Source organism: Nafulsella turpanensis ZLM-10 (genome assembly GCF_000346615.1).
Lineage (GTDB): Bacteria > Bacteroidota > Bacteroidia > Cytophagales > Cyclobacteriaceae > Nafulsella > Nafulsella turpanensis.
The window spans coordinates 1-20369 of sequence record NZ_ANNU01000069.1 but is presented as its reverse complement, the minus strand read 5'-3'; the positions used below and the strand labels follow the sequence as shown (position 1 = coordinate 20369).

Annotated in this window: 20 protein-coding genes; 15 read left to right on the top strand and 5 right to left on the bottom strand. The window is 47.3% G+C overall.

Features of this window, described 5'->3' with window-relative positions:
• Positions 1-115: 115 nt before the first annotated feature.
• The 3 genes from F752_RS0121070 to F752_RS0121060 all read left to right on the top strand — a co-directional run bounded on the left by F752_RS0121070 (position 116) and on the right by F752_RS0121060 (position 3516).
• Entirely contained in the window at positions 116-1528 is a 1413-nt protein-coding gene (locus tag F752_RS0121070) for a TlpA family protein disulfide reductase (protein WP_017733734.1), read from the top strand.
• A 96-nt stretch (positions 1529-1624) separates the two neighbouring features.
• Positions 1625-2428, top strand: a complete 804-nt coding sequence (locus tag F752_RS0121065) for a hypothetical protein (protein ID WP_017733733.1) — start codon at positions 1625-1627, stop codon at positions 2426-2428.
• A gap of 125 nt (positions 2429-2553) precedes the next feature.
• Complete coding sequence (locus F752_RS0121060; RefSeq protein ID WP_017733732.1) at positions 2554-3516, top strand: alpha/beta fold hydrolase; 963 nt, start codon at positions 2554-2556, stop codon at positions 3514-3516.
• 56 nt (positions 3517-3572) lie between these two features.
• On the opposite strand, the gene F752_RS25640 is transcribed toward F752_RS0121060, so the two are convergent.
• Positions 3573-6665 (bottom strand): AAA family ATPase, encoded by a 3093-nt coding sequence (locus F752_RS25640; RefSeq protein WP_017733731.1) that lies wholly within the window; start codon positions 6663-6665, stop codon positions 3573-3575.
• 128 nt (positions 6666-6793) lie between these two features.
• Positions 6794-8023, bottom strand: coding sequence for a metallophosphoesterase family protein (locus tag F752_RS0121050; protein WP_017733730.1), 1230 nt, complete (start codon positions 8021-8023; stop codon positions 6794-6796).
• A gap of 170 nt (positions 8024-8193) precedes the next feature.
• Here F752_RS0121050 and F752_RS0121045 point away from each other — a divergent pair, with 170 nt between their 5' ends.
• The 4 genes from F752_RS0121045 (at position 8194) to F752_RS26460 (ending at position 11267) form a co-directional block, all read left to right on the top strand.
• Positions 8194-8586 (top strand): DUF4259 domain-containing protein, encoded by a 393-nt coding sequence (locus F752_RS0121045; protein WP_017733729.1) that lies wholly within the window; start codon positions 8194-8196, stop codon positions 8584-8586.
• A gap of 328 nt (positions 8587-8914) precedes the next feature.
• Positions 8915-9415: a YciE/YciF ferroxidase family protein gene (locus F752_RS0121040; protein ID WP_017733728.1), complete on the top strand. Its 501-nt coding sequence runs from the start codon at positions 8915-8917 to the stop codon at positions 9413-9415.
• 332 nt (positions 9416-9747) lie between these two features.
• Positions 9748-10908 carry an MBL fold metallo-hydrolase gene (locus F752_RS24805; RefSeq protein ID WP_017733727.1) on the top strand — a complete coding sequence of 387 codons (1161 nt, stop codon included), beginning with the start codon at positions 9748-9750 and terminating at the stop codon, positions 10906-10908.
• Positions 10909-11096: 188 nt separating this feature from the next.
• Positions 11097-11267: a hypothetical protein gene (locus F752_RS26460; protein ID WP_017733726.1), complete on the top strand. Its 171-nt coding sequence runs from the start codon at positions 11097-11099 to the stop codon at positions 11265-11267.
• A 134-nt stretch (positions 11268-11401) separates the two neighbouring features.
• Here the strand turns inward: F752_RS26460 and F752_RS25635 are convergent, their stop codons facing one another.
• The 3 genes from F752_RS25635 to F752_RS0121015 form a co-directional block, all read right to left on the bottom strand.
• Positions 11402-12025 (bottom strand): plastocyanin/azurin family copper-binding protein, encoded by a 624-nt coding sequence (locus F752_RS25635; RefSeq protein ID WP_017733725.1) that lies wholly within the window; start codon positions 12023-12025, stop codon positions 11402-11404.
• 62 nt (positions 12026-12087) lie between these two features.
• Positions 12088-13257, bottom strand: a complete 1170-nt coding sequence (locus F752_RS0121020) for a homogentisate 1,2-dioxygenase (RefSeq protein ID WP_017733724.1) — start codon at positions 13255-13257, stop codon at positions 12088-12090.
• Between the two features lie 2 nt (positions 13258-13259).
• A complete protein-coding gene (locus tag F752_RS0121015) occupies positions 13260-14879 on the bottom strand; it encodes a S41 family peptidase (protein ID WP_017733723.1) in 1620 nt (539 codons plus the stop codon).
• A 318-nt stretch (positions 14880-15197) separates the two neighbouring features.
• Between F752_RS0121015 and F752_RS0121010 the strand changes: the two genes are divergently transcribed.
• The 8 genes from F752_RS0121010 to F752_RS0120970 all read left to right on the top strand — a co-directional run bounded on the left by F752_RS0121010 (position 15198) and on the right by F752_RS0120970 (position 20299).
• Positions 15198-15941 (top strand): hemerythrin domain-containing protein, encoded by a 744-nt coding sequence (locus F752_RS0121010; protein WP_017733722.1) that lies wholly within the window; start codon positions 15198-15200, stop codon positions 15939-15941.
• A 3-nt stretch (positions 15942-15944) separates the two neighbouring features.
• Positions 15945-16364 carry a Holliday junction resolvase RuvX gene (ruvX, locus tag F752_RS0121005; RefSeq protein ID WP_017733721.1) on the top strand — a complete coding sequence of 140 codons (420 nt, stop codon included), beginning with the start codon at positions 15945-15947 and terminating at the stop codon, positions 16362-16364.
• Positions 16361-16915: a peptide deformylase gene (gene def, locus F752_RS0121000; protein WP_017733720.1), complete on the top strand. Its 555-nt coding sequence runs from the start codon at positions 16361-16363 to the stop codon at positions 16913-16915. The genes ruvX and def overlap by 4 nt, the downstream gene beginning before the upstream one ends.
• Before the next feature lie 72 nt (positions 16916-16987).
• Complete coding sequence (gene pafA, locus F752_RS0120995; RefSeq protein WP_017733719.1) at positions 16988-18691, top strand: alkaline phosphatase PafA; 1704 nt, start codon at positions 16988-16990, stop codon at positions 18689-18691.
• A gap of 176 nt (positions 18692-18867) precedes the next feature.
• Positions 18868-19278 carry a DUF3592 domain-containing protein gene (locus F752_RS0120985; RefSeq protein WP_017733717.1) on the top strand — a complete coding sequence of 137 codons (411 nt, stop codon included), beginning with the start codon at positions 18868-18870 and terminating at the stop codon, positions 19276-19278.
• Positions 19279-19281: 3 nt separating this feature from the next.
• Positions 19282-19644, top strand: coding sequence for a hypothetical protein (locus F752_RS0120980; protein WP_017733716.1), 363 nt, complete (start codon positions 19282-19284; stop codon positions 19642-19644).
• Positions 19645-19745: 101 nt separating this feature from the next.
• Complete coding sequence (locus F752_RS0120975) at positions 19746-19967, top strand: DUF433 domain-containing protein (protein WP_017733715.1); 222 nt, start codon at positions 19746-19748, stop codon at positions 19965-19967.
• On the top strand, positions 19964-20299 hold the full coding sequence (locus tag F752_RS0120970; protein WP_017733714.1) for a DUF5615 family PIN-like protein: 336 nt from the start codon (positions 19964-19966) through the stop codon (positions 20297-20299). The genes F752_RS0120975 and F752_RS0120970 overlap by 4 nt, the downstream gene beginning before the upstream one ends.
• The last annotated feature ends 70 nt before the right edge of the window (positions 20300-20369 follow it).

Here is a 20369-nt window from a genome sequence, read left to right as displayed (position 1 = left end):
ATGGCCTCTTTTTTTATGGACAGTTATAATCTTTGACCAGTGGCTTTTATCTGTTTTCTATATTCATTAGATTGTACCCAGATGAACTTTCATTTTTTTAACAGATGCGACTGCCATGAAAAAAACAATCTTTTCCATCTTCCTGCTGATGGTGGCAACCTATGTAATTGCCCAGGAAGGCCTTACCGTTACCGGCACCATTAGCAAGCCAGCCGGCCCAACAGCCGTGCTGCTGGTGCCTAACCCCCTGCTACCCTCTTTAAACAGAGAAAACTTAATCGATACGCTCGATGCCTCCGGCTCCTTTGCCATAGAAGTTGAGTTGAAAGAGCCAACCTTTGCCACTTTTCGCCATGGCCGCGAAATAAGTACGGTATACCTGGAGCCTGGTAAAGATTTCAGTCTGAGCCTGAATCCGGAGCAGTTCGACGAATCGCTGAAATACAGCGGAGATGGCGCCGCAGCCAATAATTTTATGGCAGCGCACTTCCTCAAATTCGAGGATCCCAGTCCTGTGCGGGAACAAATGAAATCTTTAGATCCTGAAGCATTCAAAGAAGCGGCCGATGCCCGCAGGAAGGCGCGACTAGCTTTTCTGGAAACCTATAAAGGCAAAGTTTCTGAAGAATTTTATAAGAATATGAAGCAGCAGATAGCTTATGAATGGGGAGGTGAGCTGCTGTCATACCCCTCTGCCCATGCCTATTTTAACGGGCTGGAAGAATCTCCGGCTTTACCGGCTGCTTATCAGGCGTATGAGCAGCAATTGCCACTGATGGAACCATCTGCCTTGGCTCTGCCCGCCTACCAGCAGTATATGTACCGAAAGGTGCGCGACCGCTACAGCAGAAAGCTTGAGGGAGTGGAGAAGCAACCACAAGGAAAGGAATATATCAATGGCCTGTATACTTTTGCCGGACAGGAACTAAAGGGAGAGGTGCTGGAATATTTTCGTCATAAGCTCTTATTCGAAGGAATGAGTTATGATGGGCTGGATTCTTATGCCGATGCCTATCAGCAGTTTATTGCCGGCGATGCTGCCCCTGAATACAAGGAAAGCCTGCAGGAGGTATACAAGCGGCAGGAGCATTTAATGGCTGGCAAACCTGCTCCTAATTTTAAGCTGGCTACCCTGGAAGGCGGTGAAATGTCGCTCGAAGAGCTGAAAGGTAAAGTGGTATATGTGGACTTCTGGGCCAGCTGGTGCCGCCCCTGCCTGGGCGAAATGCCCGCGGCTAAAAAAATGAAAGAGCACTTCAAAGATAATCCGAATGTAGCCTTTGTCTATATTTCCATAGACGATGATGAAAACAGCTGGCGGGAAATGGTGGAAAAACAGGCTATAGAAGGCATCCATCTCTACTCCCAGGGCTGGGGCAGCCAAACTGCACAGGACTATGTGGTGCAGGCGATTCCGCGCTATGTATTAATTGACCAGGAAGGTAAACTCATCGATTCCAGTATGTCGCGCCCCAGCGATCCGGCCACCATTCCGCGTATCGAAGAGGCCCTGGCATCCGGCAAATAAAACAAGAATGATAAAGGAGCTACTCTTGGCGATGTTGCTCCTTTTTAATCAAAACCTCCCTTCAACAGTAGTTAAAATTTTTTGTAGCTTACGGATATGAAGAAGTTTTCAATTATTTTCCTGGCCTGTCTTAGTCTGGCAGCCTGCCAGGAAAAAGCCGACAAGGCCCTGGAGGTCGATGAAGAGCCGGTAGAAGTGGTGGAAAATCCTGCCGCCGAAGGTTTCAATGCTGAAGCATCTGATGAAAAGGCCATCGCCCTGGCCGATAGTGTAATGCAGGCAATGGGCGGCCGCCCCGCATGGGACAATACCCGCTATCTCAGCTGGAACTTCTTTGGGGCCAGAGAGCTGTTATGGGATAAGAAGACGGGACGCGTGCGGATTGAAGTACCTAACGATTTTACTGTTTACCTGATTGATATGCAGGCCGATACCGGCCGTATTATGCGCTATGGCGAAGAAATCTCCCATCCGGATTCAGTGGCCAAATATGTAGAGCGAGGCAAGCAGATATGGGTAAATGACAGCTACTGGTTGTTCATGCCTTTTAAATTGAAAGATTCCGGCGTTACCCTTACCTATGCCGGTAAGGATAGTATGCAAAGCGGTGCACCGGCCGAGGTGGTAGAGCTCCAGTTCGAGGAGGTAGGCTTTACACCGGAAAATAAATACAAGGTTTATATCGACCCGCAGGATAAGCTCGTAAAGCAGTGGGCCTTCTATCGCCATGCCTCTGCCGATACCCCCAACTTCATCACCCCCTGGGAAGATTACCAGCGCTACGGCGACATCCTCCTCTCCGGCGAAAGAGGCGAGCGTGACATTACCGACATTGCCGTCTACGAAGAAATGCCCGAAGCCGCCTTTACCGATTTTGAGTTTCAGGTAGAAGGGGAGTAAAGGACCAGCTCAAAACTGCAATCAATAGTAGGAAATGTGAATAGCAGGATCAATTGAATTATGTAGAATGCCTCAGAATTCAGAAGATACATTTTTCGGATGCGTTTAGATAACTTTTTGTAATCATGAAAAAGTCATTTTTATTTCTTCTCATCCTTTTTCTACCCTTAGTTTCTAGTGGACAGCTTAAAAATGAAGAGCCAGAGTGGTATCTGCGAACGGCAGATGGGTGTTCTCTTTTTGTAAAAGAATATGGCAGAGGAGCAGATACATTGGTGATTTTGCATGGTGGTTGGGGGGCCGAACACAGTTATCTTCTTAATGCCATGAAGGGCCTCGATGATGATTATCATCTTGTTTTTTATGATCAGCGTGGTTCTCTTCGTTCTGCTTGTCCGGATAGTTTAGTTTCTGTGCAAAACCACATCAATGATTTAGAGGAGCTCCGAAAGGAGTTAAACCTTGGGAAGTTAAATTTAGTAGGTCATTCGGTAGGTACGACACTGGCAATGGCTTATTTAGATGCACATCCTGACAAGGTAAGGGGACTGGTTCTTGTATCTGTTTCAGCGCCTCGGTCTCCTACTACTCCTGAAGAAAAAAGATTAATCGAAAAGCAGCGACAGGCAAAGAAAGCCTGGTTTGAAAGGGAAGAAGTTATGTCAACACTCAAAGAACACGGGCTGGACAAGCCTATGGATGAAATGAGTGATAAGGAGCTTTCTTATTATTATCGGATAATGTTTGCTGGGGCTAACTTGTATGATATGGATAAGTGGAAGTTAGATAAAGGAGGTTTTGCATTCTTTAATTCATCTGCAGGAAGAAAAGCAAAAGAAAGTATGCCTCCTGATTATAATTATATGCCTGCCCTTTCCAGGCACAATTGCCCGGTCTGGATGTTGGAGGGAAGTCATGACTTTGGGCCATTGACTGTTGAATATCATCGATTATGGTCTGGGAAGATTCCCAACATACACTTAGTGGAGATCGATAAGGCAGGACACAGTATCTGGATTGATCAGCCAGTTGACTTTCAGAAGGCACTTAAAACAGCTTTAGCAAGTTCTGTTGGCTGCAATGAGTGATCCTGATGGCTTTCTTTTAGCTGTATTATTAACAAAATTCTGTGTCTGTCTCAGCCTCACTCCCAGCTACAGCTCACTAAGCTTCCTTTTTCCGCATCATTTTCTACTTTCAGGAACACCTCAATTTCCTGCTGAAGCTCCTCTACGTGGGAAATTATGCCGACAATACGGTTTTCGTGGCGGAGCGATTTAAGGGTGTCGAAGACAATGCGCAGGCTTTCCTTGTCGAGGGCACCGAAGCCTTCGTCGAGAAAAAAGAAGCTTTGCTCAGCCTCATTGAGGCTTTTGATGTTCTCAGCCATGGCCAGGGCCAGGCAGAGAGCTGCCTGGAAGGTTTGGCCGCCACTGAGGGTTTTGAGCAAACGGGTGCGGCCTCCATTCAGGAAGTCGCGCACAATAAAGTTATTCTGCCCGTCGAGCTCCAGGCTCAGGTTATTGCGGGTAAGCTTAAAGAAGCGCTCATTGGCTACGCGGCAGAGGTCCTGCAGGTATATGGTAGATACATAGTCGACAAAGCCGCTGCCGCGGAAAAGGCCTGCCAGTTCTTTTAAATTCTCGCGGCGAAGCTCCAGGGCCTCGAGCTCCTTTAGCAGGTTCCCGCTCTTTTTAAGTTTATCCTCTTTGTCGGCTTTTTCATGGGCGGCCTGCGTCTGCCGCTTTTTATGCTCCTCGCATTGTTCCTCCTGCTGCCTTATCTTTTCCAGGAGCTGCGTGTGCGCTTCTTTATCATAAGGGCGGCCAGCTACCTGTTCTTCCAGCTTCTGCAGGCGATCGTGGGCAATGTGCAGCTGCTGGTAGTACTGCTTTATTTGCCGGTCTTCCTCTTCTATATTCAGACGGAGGGCAAGTACTTCCCGCACTTTTTCCTGGTTAGAAAAACCCCTGGTCCGGCAAAGTTCCTCAATTTCCTGCTGCAGGGCCTCCTGCTTTTGCTGTAGCTCCTGAATGGTCTGGTTGCCCGATTCGAAGGTGGCCTGCAGGCGGGCACAATGTTCATTCAGCTGGTTGATCTGCTGCTGGCTATGCTCAAAATGCTTAATGAGCTTTTCCAGTTTTTCTTTTCCTTTCTGCAGGCTTTCCTGCAGGGCAGCAGTTTCGAACTTGAGCAGGCGCTGGTTATCGGCATGTAAGGCCTCTTTTTTAGCTTCCCATTCTCCCTGCAGGCTGCTCAACTGGCGCTCGGTTTGTTGCAGTTCCCTGCTTAAGGTTTCATATTTATCGGCCTTGTGTTCAGCCTCTTTTTTGGCTGTGGCTAGTTGAGTTTTAAAAGTTTTAATCTGTTGAGCTGCCAGCTTAGCCAGATCTATCTGCCGTTTAAGCTCCTCTTTTTCAGTCTGCCGGAATTCCGGCCAGGAGAAATTATGTTCCAGTAGCTGCTGCTGTTGCCTGAATTGCTGAAGGTCTTTTTCCTGCTGCTGGTGATTTTGTTCCAGGTGCCGAAGGTTGGCCTGTACTTCCTTCAGGTTCGCATTTAGCTGGTTAAGCTGCTGCTGCTTTTCGCGGCATTGTTTTATTTTTTGCTCCTGCTCCTCGCAGGCCTGTGCAATATGTTCGCTCACGGCCAACTGTGGGTGGTCGGTGGCTCCACACAGCGGGCAGGCCTGGCCCTTCTGCAGCTGGTCAGCATACTCGGTAAGCTTCTGCTGCACGTGTAGCTCCCGCAGCTTTTTATCTTCCACGGCCTCCTGCTCCAGCAGGCTGCGGCCCATTTCTTCAAGCCCGCTTAGCACAGCCGGCCAGTCTTCAAGAGAAGAGAGTGCCGGCCAGTCCTGCAGAAGCTGCTTTTGCTGTTGCTGGCTTGTTTTAAGTGATTCTTTGCAGGATTCCAGTGCGGCTTCAGCCTTTTTTATCTGTTCCAGGAAGGTTTCCTTTTTCTCCACCCACTGAAAGACTTCGCTCAGGCGGCCAATATCGGGCTGACCGGCTTCCAGTTTCTGGAGCCGCTCCTCCATGGCAAGGTATTGCTCCTTCGACTGCTTTTTCTGCGCTTCGAGTTTTTCGCAATCCCCAGTCTGTTTCGCTTGTACTTTTTGGATGGCTGCCAGCTTTTCTTCCGTAGCCTTGAGCTGGAGAGTACGCTCCAGGTCTTCGATTTTTCTTGCCACCTGGTCCTTTTGTTCATAGGCTGTACGGGCCTGCTCAAAAGTTTCCTTTGCTTTCTGCTGCTGCTCCTTGTTTTGCTTTAACTTTTTTTCAAGTTCCTGCTGTGCAGCAGCTTTCTCCTTTAGCTCTTTACCGAGGCTATGCTGCTGGCGGAGCTTTTCATAAAAATGGGTGTAGGCTTCGGTATAGGTTTTTAGCTGCTGTTCCCGCTCTTTCCACTTTGCGCCTTCTGCTTCCAGGGTTTTCAGCCGTTGGCGGCATTCAAGCAGCTGCTCATGTAGCTGTTCCAGGGCTTTTAGCTCCTGCTCTTCCTTTTTATGGGAGGTGGTTTTTTCCTGAAGTTCTTTTATAAGGCCCTCCAGCTGCTTTATTTCTTCTCCAAGGCGCGTTACCTCTTCCTGCTTCACTTCACCTAATGACTCCAGCTGCCCCTGTACGTGCTGAATATCCATTTCGGTTTTCTTAAGGAGGCTACCGGTTTGAGGGCCGAGGTCGAAGCTATGCAGGCGGAAGAGCTCCTTGAGCATACGGGTACGGTCGCCGCTGGTCTGGTCAACGAATTCCCTGAACTTTCCCTGGGGGATGATGATGGTCTGCTTAAAGTTCTTATAATCCATTCCCAGGATTTCGCTGGCATCTTTTACCCCCTCGAGCGGTAGCCACTGCTCTCCTTCCCAGCGGTAGTACTGCCGGTCGTTTTTGCTGATTTTTACCTCTTCAAACTTATCGGCCTTAGAGTTTCGTTTGGCCATGCAGGCAAAGCGGTATTTCTCCTGGTTACCTTTGCCGGACATGAAGGTAAAGTCGATATGAAAGCGGTTGCTCTGGAGGTTGAGCATGTTATAGTAGCGATCGTCCCCGCTTTTGTTGAGCCGCTCCGTATCGTCGAAAAGCACAAACATAATGGCTTCCAGTATAGAAGATTTACCGCTCCCTACCTCTCCGAATATCCCAAAGAGGCCATTTGATGTGAGGGTTTCGAAGTTAATTGTCTGCTTTTCTTTGTAAGAATATAATCCTTCTATGGTAAGGGAAAGAGGAATCATGTTTTAATATGCTGATTTCTAAATGATAGAATGAGTGAATGATAGAATGAATGAATAGGCAAAGCATACACTTATTCTGTCATTATTATTTCTCTCTGAGTTTAGACTCAAGGCTCAGAACCCAATACTCACGACTGTTCCTGAACAATTTCGCGGAAGAGCTGCATCAGGTCATCATTCGGCTCCTGGCCTTTTCGCTGCTGAAAATAATCGCGGAAAAGAGCCTCGCGGCTTTGCTGCAGGTTGATTTTCTTTTCTTTCAAGTCCTGTCCCTCCAGCTCCTCCACTCCGGTTATTTTCGGAATAATACTAACAATGCCATCATGGGCCCGGAGCAGTGCTTTTTTAGTCGGCGCATCGATATAGGTATCACTCACCAGGGTAAGCTCCACAAAGGTGTTTGGATTTGCCTGCAGCCACTGGAGGGCCTCTTCGGTGCTGTTAAATTCTTTCCGGGCAAGGGTTCTGCCCTTTTGCAGTCGGATGGGTGTACATTCGACAGGCTTGCCCGGTTCTGCCTCCAGCAGCATCACAAATTTTGGCTGGTGCGCTTCGCTGAAGCTGTAGGCAAGGGGGCTGCTGCTGTACACTGCCGGGCAGGGCTGTTTGCTTACGACCTGGCAGCGGTGCAGGTGACCTAAAGCCACGTACTGCATTTGTGGCGGGAAGTTTTCGGTATAGATGGCCTGGGCGCCTCCCATGTGCAGGATGGGCCTTTCGCCTTCGCTGTCTTCCTCCGGGGCGGGGCCACCTTTTTCCATTACGTAAAGGTGGGCCATCAGCATATTCACCCCTTTGTCATCGCAGTGGGCATCGGCCAGTTCCTGCCAATGCTTTTGCAGGCTCTGGCGTAGCTCCTCTTCCTTGTCTTCTTCGCCCAGGTGCTGGCGCATGGTAGTTTCGCTGGCGTAGGGAGTCAGGAGCAGGCGCAGCGGGTAGGAGTTGCCTGGAAGGCACAGCTCCACGAAGCCAGGCTCGCTTTTAAGCACTTCCAGCCCCGAGCCCAATTTACATTCTTTAACTGTTGTTTTAGGCCGCCCAGCCAGGATAATGCCGCAGCTACGGGCGAGGGGGTCCGGGGCATCTATCCGGTCGGGCGAATCGTGGTTGCCGGCAATGCCAATAACGGCACGCCTTCCGCCGGCGGTTAAGCGATGGAGGGTTTTATAAAAAAGCTCAATGGCCTCGTTAGGCGGGTTGAAGGTATCGTAAAGGTCTCCGGCAATCAGTACGGCATCGACCTCGTGCTGCTCCGCAAGCTGACAAATCTCGTCCAGCACCTCGCGCTGCTCTTCTATCCGGCTGAATTCATTCAGCCTCTTTCCCAGGTGCCAGTCGGCGGTGTGGAGTATCTTCATAGGTTTTTGACTATCAGGAAGGTATATCCTTACAAAGGTAATTTTGTTGCTTTACAACTTAAAGCTAAAAGAAATTTTATATCTTCGGGCATATATGGATTTTTAAACTTTACCAGGGCTCGCCCGTAGCCTACTAAAAGACCACTAAAATAAAAAATTAATCAGGATTTATGGGAAACGGAGGATACGGAAACCTCGAAAATGATGCAGCGGCGGACTGGCTGGCTGAATGGGAACAGTTTAAAACAGCCGGATTTGTAGAGGGTACGCTCGACGAACTACTCGAAACCTCGCGGCCCGATGCACACCTTTGCCAGGAAGCACTGGCTGCCTCGGAGGTAATAGCAGCAAAAAACGGCTTCCCGGCTGAGGATTTCGATAAGAAAATGCTTACTGCCGTGGAATTTATGGAAGTCGACAACCTGCCTGAGCTGAAGCAGAAGGCGAAAAGTGTTATTACCATTGTAAGTGGCGACTCCGGTTTGATGGAAATGTGGGAGGCAAGTAACGAAACCGCTGCCTGGCGTTCGTCTCTAGTAAACCTGGCTCAGCGCCTTCGTTAAAATTTCTTTTGAGGGCTGCGCCCGCATCCCTCCAATACTTCTTCTTTTAAAATAAGCCGAAAACCTTATTTATCGTTTGTCCGGGCCGGAATATGAGTATGCTTTGTATGTGATTCGTCATATATGTGAACGGTTCAATAAAAAAATATTTTTCTTGAATACGAGAGAGATAATATGTTAAAAAAGTCATAAATAACTGATTTTGAGTGAAATAAGTAAAACACTCTTGGGTTTAAGTCGTAAGATACATCAGATGGCGCGTAAAGTACGTCATTAAAATAGTGCAAAAATTGCGTTATTATTTTTTTAAACTTAAATCAGAATTGTTATGGCAAATAATATGAATTCTTTAAAAGATCTTTTTATTCACGAATTGCGTGATTTGTATAGTGCAGAAACCCAGCTGTCAGAGGCTTTGCCAAAGATGGCAGAAAAAGCAACTGACCAGAAGCTGAAAGACTGCTTTAAAGGGCACCTGGAAGAAACAAAAGGACAAAAGGAACGCCTGGAGCAGATTGCTCAGAAGCTTGATATAGATATTAAAGGTGAAAAGTGCGAGGCGATGGAAGGCCTGATTCGCGAAGGGAAAGAAGCCCTTGAAATGAAAGGTGATGATGAAGTACGTGATGCAGCTCTTATTGGTGCAGCACAGCGTGTAGAGCATTACGAGATGGCCGGATATGGTACCGCCCGTAACTATGCGAAGCGTCTTGGCTTTAACGAGGCGGCCGACCTTCTGGAAAAGACCCTCGAAGAAGAGAAGTCAGCTGACTCAAAGCTTAATGATGTGGCGATTAGCCGTGTGAATGAAAAAGCACAGAATGCCTAATACGGTATTTATTATTAATGAATATTAGTTTAAGCAGGAACCTGGCTAAAAGCCGGGTTCTTGTTTTTTTATGCCTTTGCAAATATGTTACCAGTAGTCAGATAGCGTAAACAAACTCCAGGTGCTGACGGGAAGCCTGTATTTATCTTCTTACTTGAATAAAAGTAAAGTCATCGGATTTGCTCTCGGGTGGCCAGGCTTGTGTAGTCTGTCTCTTCACCTCTCCCTTCTTAATTACAATAAATTTTGGACTTAGCCCCAACAAAAACACTTGACTTTTACTTAATATGAGTGAATTGAACTGAATTGCAGGAATTTAATAAAGAAATATTATGGCAAATTTTTTGGAAAGGATGTTTACCACTACCGCGCCCAGTATGGTAGTGCCAGGAGTGTACCGGATTCAAACCGCTTTTGTGAACGCCTACATGCTTGGAGAGCCGGGCGGACCATGGATTCTGGTGGATACAGGAATGCCATTTTCTGTAGACCAGATTAAGAAAGCAGTGGATGACACCTATGGGGTACAGGCCCGGCCGGAGGCCATTGTAATGACCCACGGCCACTTCGACCACGCCGGAACGGTAGAAGAACTTTCCAGGTATTGGGATGTGCCGGTGTACGCGCACCCTCTTGAAATACCTTACTTAACAGGGCAGTCGGCCTATCCGCCCCAGGACCCTACTGTTGGGGGCTTTGGCGGACAGCTTAGTCGCTTCTATCCTAATGAGCCTGTTAATATTTCTGAGCGAATATACCAGCTACCTGCAGATGGCGCAGTGCCAGGCGTTGAGGGTTGGAAATGGGTGCATACTCCAGGCCATACCCCGGGCCACATTTCTTTATTTCATGAAAAGGATGCGGTGCTGATTGCCGGCGATGCCTTTATTACCATGAATATGCACGATATGAGCGACATGCTTTCGGGCAAGCCTGAACTGATGGGGCCGCCGGAATATTTTACAAGCGACTGGACAGAATCGCTTCGTTCTATTGACAAACTGGTGGCGCTCCGGCCAAAAGTAGTGGCAACAGGTCATGGAAAGGCCTTGCAGTATCCGGGTATAGAGCTCGATCTTATCGATTTTGCCGACCGCTATTTGCCGCCGCGCAAAGGCCGTTATGTAGATACTCCTGCCCATTCCGATGCCACAGGGGTAGTAAGTTTACCTGCGCCCGTAAGCGATCCGCTGCCTAAAATAGTAGCCGGTGCCGCCGCAGGTATACTGGCTGCCATTACTACAATTGGTATTTTAAAGAACCGTAAAACTAAAAAAGAGGAAGTAGTGGAAAGGAGCCGCCGACCGCTGCGCCCGCTAGTGGTAGAAAAGAAAAAGACCATATGGGGGAGAGAGGCAGCAGGGAAGAGAAAGCCTGTGGAAAAAGAACGAAAGCTTATTTATCGCTCTGCCACCAGCCGCCGTCCGGCGAAGCACGAAAAAGACAGCGGTAACTGGAGCTTTTTCCGCTCCCGTAAGGAGAGGGTTAAATAAAGCATCATGCACTTTACATAAAAAGAGGGGCTATTTTCCAAAAATAGCCCCTCTTTTTATGTATCCAAGGGAGAGTCGTTTAGTAGAAATAGTTTAAAAAGGATTTTCTCCTTCCTGTTTAAACCCTTATTACCCAATAGCGTAAAATCAGTGAAGGAAATAAATTTTTAATCCTAAAAAGAGCTATCATGACAAAAGGACATAACAAAGGAATAGCCGACGACCGCCATCCGGAAAACAAAAAGAAAGGACAGGACCGGCACCAAACAGATCAGGATAAAGATAAGAGTCACAAGCAGGGTCGTAATCCCAAAGGAGAAGACCCGAGCGGAGGTACCAAAAAGCAGAATGCTATTTAAAAGAGGTAATTATTGCGTAGAGAAAAAGAAAGCTGTTCTTGTAGAGCAGCTTTTTTGTTTAAGGCGTTCAGATGGCAGCTGGTGTGGGTTAGCGTATAATCAGATCCCTGGCTGAAGTGATAAGGACAGCCGCCTTACTCCACGGCGGCAGGTGGCAGTACGATAAAGCGGCCGTTCATTTCTTCAGCGTGACCAGGAACGGTACAAACGAAAAGGTATTCTCCCGACTGGAAGGGGGCAGTAAAGGTAAATTCAGTACTCTCTCCCGGTTCTACAAGTTCGGAGCCGGCAAATACTGAAGAGAGGTCTGGAACAAACGCCTTTTCTGGCCCTACCTTAAGACCTGCGGCGGCAACCTCCTCTATGGCATCATCATGAATGAAAACAATATTATGGATCATTTCCGGATCTTCAGATTTATTGACCAGGGTAACGGTAAGCTGCCCGTTCGAAGGTGCCACAACCTCTTCCTTATCGAAGCGAATTTCCTCCATTGAATTGCCCAATGCTTCCACTGTAACTTCTATAGTTTCAAATGCTTCTTCAGGAATAGCTGGCTCCTCTTCCACAGCCTCCTCCTCGGAGGCAACAACTTCAGCAATAGTTTCTGCTTCGGCATCCCCGCTTTCTCCCTCACTACAGGCAAAGGAAAAAAGGAGTAGGGCAGGTAATGAAAAAGAGGAAAGTTTCGACGGTATCTTCATGGGATCTTTTATTTCTTTAACCGTTAGCCTTAGCTTGCTGTTTGAAATAGGCATAAAAAAAGGCTGTTGTACCTGCCGGAGGGCAAATGCAACAGCCTGTAAAGAGCACTCATTCCTTATTTTTTCTCGTTCCAGCTCATGGGGTATTGCTGGTCGACATACTCCATGGCCTCATTGGTGAGATAGAGGGGTCTGAAAGTGTCGAGCATAACCGCATACTCATGCGTTTCTTTGGCGCCAATACTCTTTTCGACCGTGCCGGGGTGCGGACCATGCGCCAGCCCGCCCGGGTGGAGCGTAAAAGATCCCCGGTCGATGCCTTTACGGCTCATAAAATTTCCTTCGGCATAAAACAGCACCTCATCCGAATCGATGTTGGAGTGGTTATAAGGAGCAGGAATCGACTGCGGATGGTAATCGAACAGGCGTGGCACGAAGGAGCAAATAACGAATCCTTCGGACTGGAACGTTTGGTGTACCGGTGGTGGCTGGTGAATGCGACCTGTAATGGGCTCGAAATCGTAAATGGAAAAGGTGTAAGGGTAGAGGAACCCATCCCAGCCTACCACATCGAGTGGACTGTGGCCATACACATACTGGTGCAGGAGACCGCCCTTTTTAATTTTTACCAGGTACTCGCCTTCGGCTTCTTCAATCACCAGCTCTTCGGGCTGGCGAATGTCGCGCTCGCAGAAGGGGGAGTGTTCCAGTAACTGGCCCAGCTCATTCCGGTACCGCCTAGGAGTCTCTATAGGGCTGGCAGATTCTATCACCAGCAGCCTGATCATCTCGGCCTCCTCCCATTCGAACTTATAGATAGTGGTGCGGGGAATTACTATATAATCGCCTTTCTCGACCCGGAGCTGCCCAAACTGCGAGAGCAAATGACCGCTGCCATCGTGGACGTAAATAACCTCATCGGCTTCGGCATTTTTATAGAAGTAGTCCATACGGTTGCCACCCGGCAGGTTACAGATGCCCATGGCCACATCGGCATTCTTCAGCAGCATTTTGCGCGCCTCGAGATAATCTTCTCCGGTAAGGCCTTCGCCTGCTGTTTTGAGGTGCGTTTGCAGGAGCGGATACTCCTCATTGATTTTTGTACCATAAGGGACTGCTTTTCGAACCTCCTGCACCTTTGTGGGCGGATGAATATGATACAGGTTAGAGTATATACCTGAAAAGCCACGCGAGCTTACCAGTTCCTCTGCATACAGGCTGCCGTCGGGCTGCCGGAATTGTGTGTGGCGTTTATGCGGAATTTTTCCTCTTTTACAATAATACATACCTATTCGTTACTGGCTAATTCGGCGGCTTCGTCGAATAACTTTAAAGCCTCCTGAAACACTTCGTCTGTTTGGTTATAAATTGGGTAATAACCTTTATTTCTCCAAATACTGCGGGCAATTAGTGCTTTAACATGCGTGCGGAGCAGTTCTTTAGACTGTGCAAAGCCTGCCTTATCGAAGGGCACTTCCCGTGTTTTACCCAGGGCAGTTAGTTGCTGGAGCATCTGCTCGCTTACATCAAAGCTTTTGTAGTACTTCTCAAAGCCCATTTGCTCAAGCTTTTTCCGGTTATCCTGTGCATAAGAAAGCGTATATTCATTAATAACGTTGTTCATGAACAGCTTATTCAGGTAAGTAGAGCTTTGGCTGGTATCGAACGGAACGAAGAAGTCGGGCATAATACCGCCGCCGCCATATACCACTCTTCCATTGCGGGTTTCGTAGCGAAGGGTATCGATAAAGTCGATGCTGTCGGCACTAAAGTATTCACCATGCTCGTAGCGCTCGTTCAGGTCGTTGCGGTAATCGCCCTCTTCATAAGGTTTCTGAATGGAGCGGCCACTCGGGGTATAATAACGCGAAATAGTGAGGCGTAACTGCGAGCCGTCGTTCAGGTCGATAGGCATTTGTACCAGCCCCTTACCAAAGCTGCGGCGACCTACAATAAGGCCACGGTCGTTGTCCTGCAGGGCACCGGCCACAATTTCAGAGGCGGAGGCGCTCCCCTCGTTCAGCAATACAATAACCGGCTGCTCTTCAAACATACCCTTCCGCTGGGCGAGTGCCTGGCTGTCGTAGCGCGAGCGTTTGCCATCGGTATACACAATCATTTTATTTCCGCTGATAAACTCATCGGCAATATTAATGGCGCGGTCCATATAGCCGCCGGGGTTGTCCTGCAGGTCGAGGATAAGCTTTTCCATTCCCTGCTCTTTCAACTCCTCCATGGCAGCCTTAAATTCGTCGTAAGTGGTGGCCGAAAAGCGGGTAAGCTTAATGTAACCCACTTCTTCATTTACCATATAACTTACGGCGACTGAATGCTGCGGTATCTTATCGCGTACAACGGTATAGTTAATAAGTTCATCTTCGCCTCTTCGCTTAATACCCAGCTCTACTTCGCTGCCCTTAGGCCCTCTCAGCAGGGTAAAAATATCGCGGTTGGTGAGGTTGGTGCCGGCAATGGTTTTCCCGTTAACAGTTATAATTTTATCGCCGGCTTTTATGCCGGCTGTTTCTGAGGGGCCGCCGCTAAGGGGAGCAACCACATAAATGGTGTCTTTCAGCAGGTTAAATTCCACGCCTATGCCTTCAAACTCACCTTCCAGCTGCGACTCTGCCAGTTTAAGGTCTTCTTTAGGAATGTAAACCGAATGGGGGTCGAGCTTCTTCAGCATTCCGTTAATCGCTTCTTCCACCAGCACTTCAGTGTCTATTTCATCTACATAGCTTCTTTCGATATGAGAAAGCACATCGCGAAACTTAAGAACGGAAGAATAAGAGTTTTGAATAGCATCGCTACTGGTCATGGCGGCCCCTAAAAGGATGCCCGCTGCTACTCCAATGGAAACCAGAAGGGGCATTTTGGTGGCAGACTTTGAGTTTTTATTATTTATCACAGAAATAAGATTAAGCGTTTTTGAGTAAGGAGCTGTAGCTTACCTTACGGAATAAATTTTTCTACTGTTTTTATTAAAACAAAATTTGTGCAGAACTTATTTAATCAGTTACTAAATAAATGTAAATCTTTCTTTTTATTAATAAAAGTATATTTATATCGGGATAGTACATTTACTTTAAATGGGCATTTGCGGTAGATGGACGGTTCTTTCTGGCTGTTAGCCAGTTAATTTCAAAAATACTCATACTTTAAGGGGCTCAGTAGAGCATGTTTTTACAGGATTTAGTATATTTGTCTTCTTATAACTTGATGAAAAGTGGAATACAATAAATGCAAAATAACGGAGCTGATTGAGAAGAACTACGTGTTCGCTTCGGTATTGTATTACTTTGGTATCGAGTTTTATGACTATTCTGAGCATACGCTGGAGCAGGTTTGCCAGGAGAGGGGGCTGAAAGTGTCGAATGTGGTGAGCAGCCTCGAGTCTGCCACCCGGCAGGATGAGCAGCCAAACCTCAACAGCCTTCCTGTAGAAGTGATTATTGAATACCTCAAGCATAGTCACTATCTTTTTGTAAAGCACAAGCTTCCTTATATTGCCCGCCTCATTCAAAACCTTGGCTCAAAAGAAGTGGTTCAGTGCCAGGCAGCCGAAGATCTCAAGTTTGTGTTTCCCCTCTTTATTGAGGACTTTATCCAGCATATTTACAAAGAAGAAGATACACTCTTTTCTTATATCCTCCAGCTTAACAATGCCCTGCATGGAAAATTCCACCCCGGCAGGCTTTTTTACATGATGGAGAATAATTCCGTGGAGCGATTTGCCATTGAGCACGATTGCCACGACGATGAAATGATGGGCATCCGCCATATTACCGGCGATTATGCTATTGACGGCTGTACGGCCCTGCATGTAAAGGTAGTGTATAAAGAACTGCAGGAGCTGGAAGAAAGCCTGCTGACCCACGCCAAAGTGGAAAACGAAATTCTTTTTCCAAAGGCCCTGCAACTGGAGAAAGAAGTGAAAAAAATGTGGCGCAGTAAAATCAGCCTTAACTAAAGAATGGCTCGCATACTGGCCATCGATTACGGGGCAAAAAGAGTAGGACTGGCCGTTACCGATCCGCTGCAAATAATTGCCTCTCCCCTGGAAACCATCCACAGCAAAGATTTAGTCTCCTTCCTGAAGAGCTATACCGAAAAAGAAGAGGTAGCTGCCTTTGTGGTAGGCATGCCTAAAAAGCTCGACAATACCGACACCAATGCCACCCAAATGGCCAAAGGCTGTGTAACCATTCTTCGCAAGAACTTTCCGCATATTTCCATACATTTGCAGGACGAACGCTTTACTTCGCAAATGGCCATGAGTGCCATGATTAGCGGAGGGGTGAAAAAGAAAGACAGGCAAAATAAAGCAAACATCGATAAGGTGAGTGCTGCCATTATTTTACAATCTTATTTAGAAAGAAGCTCCCGTTTATGATTTATCCTATTGTGGTCTATGGCGATCCGGTGCTGAAAAAGAAGGCCGAAGATATAGAAAAAGGCAGTGTAGACGTTAAGCAGCTGGCCGAGGATATGTTTGAAACCATGTACAATGCCAGTGGTGTAGGCCTCGCAGGCCCCCAGATTGGCAAGGCTATGCGTATTTTTGTAGTCGATGGTGAGCCTATGGACGAAGAAAAGCTCCAGGGTTTTAAAAAGGTCTTTATCAATCCGGAAATTATAGAGGAAGATGGGGAAGAATGGGCCTTTGAAGAGGGCTGCCTGAGTATACCGGGCATCCGTGCAGAAGTGTTCCGGCCCGAGCGTATTCGTATTCACTACTTCGATGAAGAGTGGAACGAGCATGAAGAGGAATTCGACGGGCTGGCAGCGCGCATTATTCAGCATGAGTACGACCATATCGAAGGCATCCTCTTTACCGATCATTTAAGCGGGCTTAAAAAGAGGTTACTGAAGAGCAAGCTTACCAACATCAGTAAAGGAAATGTAAAAGCCGATTACCGGATTTCAGCCCCATTAAAAAAGTAATCATTTTGAAAATTAAATAGAGGCTGCTTTAATAGCAGCTTTTCTGTTTTATAGCTTTTTAAAACTATTGTTATGAGAGCATTATTTGGAGTCGCTGTCCTTTTTCTACTGGGCACAACTGCCTTTAAGCAGCAGCATGTTCCGCTGGCCACTGAGGAGGATTATCCTGCCTTGGTCCGGAAGACGCTGGAAGAAGAAGGGCTGATTAAGAAGAGAAGCTCCCAGCCGAAGCTGGTAGTGGGGATTGTCATTGACCAGTTTCGTCCCGATTACCTGAGTCGCTTTGCGGATCAGTTTAGCGAAGGCGGCTTTAAGCGGTTAATGAAGGAGGGTTTCTATAATAGAAATACCCACTATAACTATGTGCCAACTTATACCGGTCCCGGCCATGCCTCGGTCTACACCGGCACCACGCCTGCCGTCCATGGAATAGTCGGCAACAGCTGGTACAACCGGGTAATGGAAGAAAGTGAGTATTGTGCGGAAGATACCTCAGTAAGTGCCGTGGGTAGTAATTCAGCTTATGGAAATATTTCGGCCGAAAACCTGCTGACGACCACCATCTCCGATGAACTCGAGCTGGCGACCAGGAGAGAAGCCAAAGTGGTTGGCGTGGCCATTAAAGACAGAGGGGCGGCATTCCCGGCCGGCCACCTGGCCGATGGTGCCTACTGGTTCGATAAAAAGTATGGCAAGTTTATTACCAGCACCTATTACAGAACCGAACTGCCGGCATGGGTAGAGGCCTTTAATGAGCGCCGCCTTCCCCAGCAGTACATGGACAGCACCTGGAATACCTTCCTTCCGCTCTCGGAATATGAAGGGTCGGATGATACTCCTTATGAAGAGGTGTTTAAAGGAAAAGAGACGGCTACCTTTCCATACGATTTATCGGTGCTGGGTGGCCAGAATGGTAATTATAACCTCTTTACCTATACCCCTTTTGCCAACTCCGTGGTAACGGAGCTTGCCAAAGCAGCGGTGGAAGGCGAAAATATGGGAGCAGATGCCGTAACCGACCTGCTTGCGCTAAGTTATTCTTCTACCGATATCCTCGGTCATAGCTTTGGCCCGCGCTCGGTGGAAGTACAGGATATGTACCTGCGCCTCGATCGCGATATAGCAGACCTGCTTAATTACCTGGACGAAACCGTGGGCAAAGGAGAATACCTGGTCTTCCTTACGGCCGACCATGCCGCCGCTGAGGTGGCGCAGTCGCTCATCGACCAGAAGGCCCCTGCAGGTTACTTCGACCAGAATAGCCTGGCCGAAGAGGTAGAGGCTTTCCTGCAGGAGGTATACGGAGTGGCTGGCCTGATGGAATATGCAACCAACCTGCAGTTTTACCTGAACCACGACCTCATCTATACCAGTAAGCTCGACCTGCAGGATGTTCAGCAGACGCTGGCCGAATTCCTGCGCAGGAAAGCAGGAGTGGCAGCCGTATATACTGCCAGCCAGATGCAGACGGAAGGTTATACCGAAGGTATTACCCAAAAGCTTCAGAAAGGCTATTACTATAAGCGCTCGGGCGATGTGCTGATGGTGCTGGACCCGGCCTGGATCGATTTTGCTAACTATGGCACCACCCATGGCTCCGGTTATAATTATGACGCCCATGTACCCCTTATCTGGTATGGGTGGGGTGTGGAAGAAGGAGTTTCCTTTAAGCGGCAGCATATTACTGATATTGCCCCGACACTCTCCTTTATGCTCGATATTAGTTTACCGAATGGGGCGACAGGTGAGCCTATTTTAGAGCTGCTGGAAGAGTAACTGCTTCAGCATGAATGCTGTATTCAGGAGCGGAGCAGGGAAACCTGCTCCGCTTTTTATTTGGGGTGAGGCATAAATCCATTTTAAAATATAGGTTTTTCTATCCAAAACTTACTTTTCTTTTCATTTCCCTTCAGGAAATATTATATTAAAGCGTTGACAGAAAAACCATCATCATGATTTTCTTTCTATTCGTCCTCGCTTCAGTCTTTTTTATTGCAGGCGGCCTGATACAGCTAGGCAGTCTTTCCAGATACAGCACATTTGTTTGTACCGAAGGAGAGATTGTGGCTTTTATCGAAAGCATTGGTAATGCTGGCTGCACGGGTGAAAACAAGCAGTGGTTCAGGGAACCCATGTCGGTTGCTTACCACCCGGTGGTGGTTTACCGGGTAGGAGAGAAAGTTTACCAGGTGGAGCTAAGCCGGACGAAGGGTTGGAAGGAAGCAGACTTCAGCCAGGCGCTGCCACTCGTTTATAATCCTTATGAACCTGCAGAGTCCTATCTCAAAGAAGGCACCCCTTTTCTTGGGCTGATGCTCATGATGGTTTCATTGCTGGCTCTTATCCTGTTATTAACCCTGTAAACCATGGCCGCAGAAGCTTCAAGAGAGAATATTGTCCTAAGCGCAAATGCAGAAACACTTGCAGAAGGGCTACTGGCCTGCATTTATGAAAATCAGTTGCTCAGTTTGAGCCTTGGCTATGAGCGGAGCGATGGTCCACGGGCTCAGCAGGTGGTATTCAATTTCTGGTTAAGCGGAAAGGATAAAAAAGGAAAGCTCCACATTCTTCATTATCTGCAGAAAATCCCGCACGACTGGCCATCCTTTATCCGGCAGTTAGAGGAGGTGAGCGCTGAGAGCGGTATCCCTTTTCAAAATCAGTTTAAAGAAGACGGTTATCAGGTCCATTGCCAGTCGATCCGCCGGACCATCTGGCGGCAGAAATAGCCAATATAACAGCAGTTGTAGGGCCAACTGTTGATATAAACAGGTTATGGTGCATTCAGGCCGGTAGAAACATTATTTCCAGATTTTAAGTATATTGGAATATGAATTATCAAGAATACATAGAAATTCGGTCTGACAAAAGATTTGGAAAGCCCTGTATAAAAGGGACAAGGATAACAGTTTATGATGTTCTGAATTGGCTATCAAATGGTATGACCAAGCAAGAGATTATGTCTGATTTTGACGAACTAAATGAAGACATGATTAATGCCTGTCTTGCATTTGCGGCTGATAAGGAGCATAAGCTTAAGATTGCATCTTGAAACTACTGTTTGACCAAAATATCTCTCCAAAGATTGTTAAGCAACTTGAGGATATATTTCCTGAAGCAAAACAGGTGCGTCACTTAGGATTAGAAAATGCATCAGACATTCAAATTTTCGAATTTGCCAAAAAGAATGGTTATGCTGTAGTGACATTTGACTCAGACTTTGTTGACCTGAATGTAATTAAAGGATTCCCACCTAAGATTATTTGGCTAAAAACTGGTAATCTGACAACGAAAGCAATATCAGAACTGATTCATAAAAACCTTATGGTAATTCAGACCTTCTTAAAATCAGAAGAAAATGAAATACTGGAGGTGATAAAATGAAACGCACCATAACCCTAGTAGCCGTTGCACAACGCGGTAGTTCTACAGGTTAATTTCTCCTTATTTTATC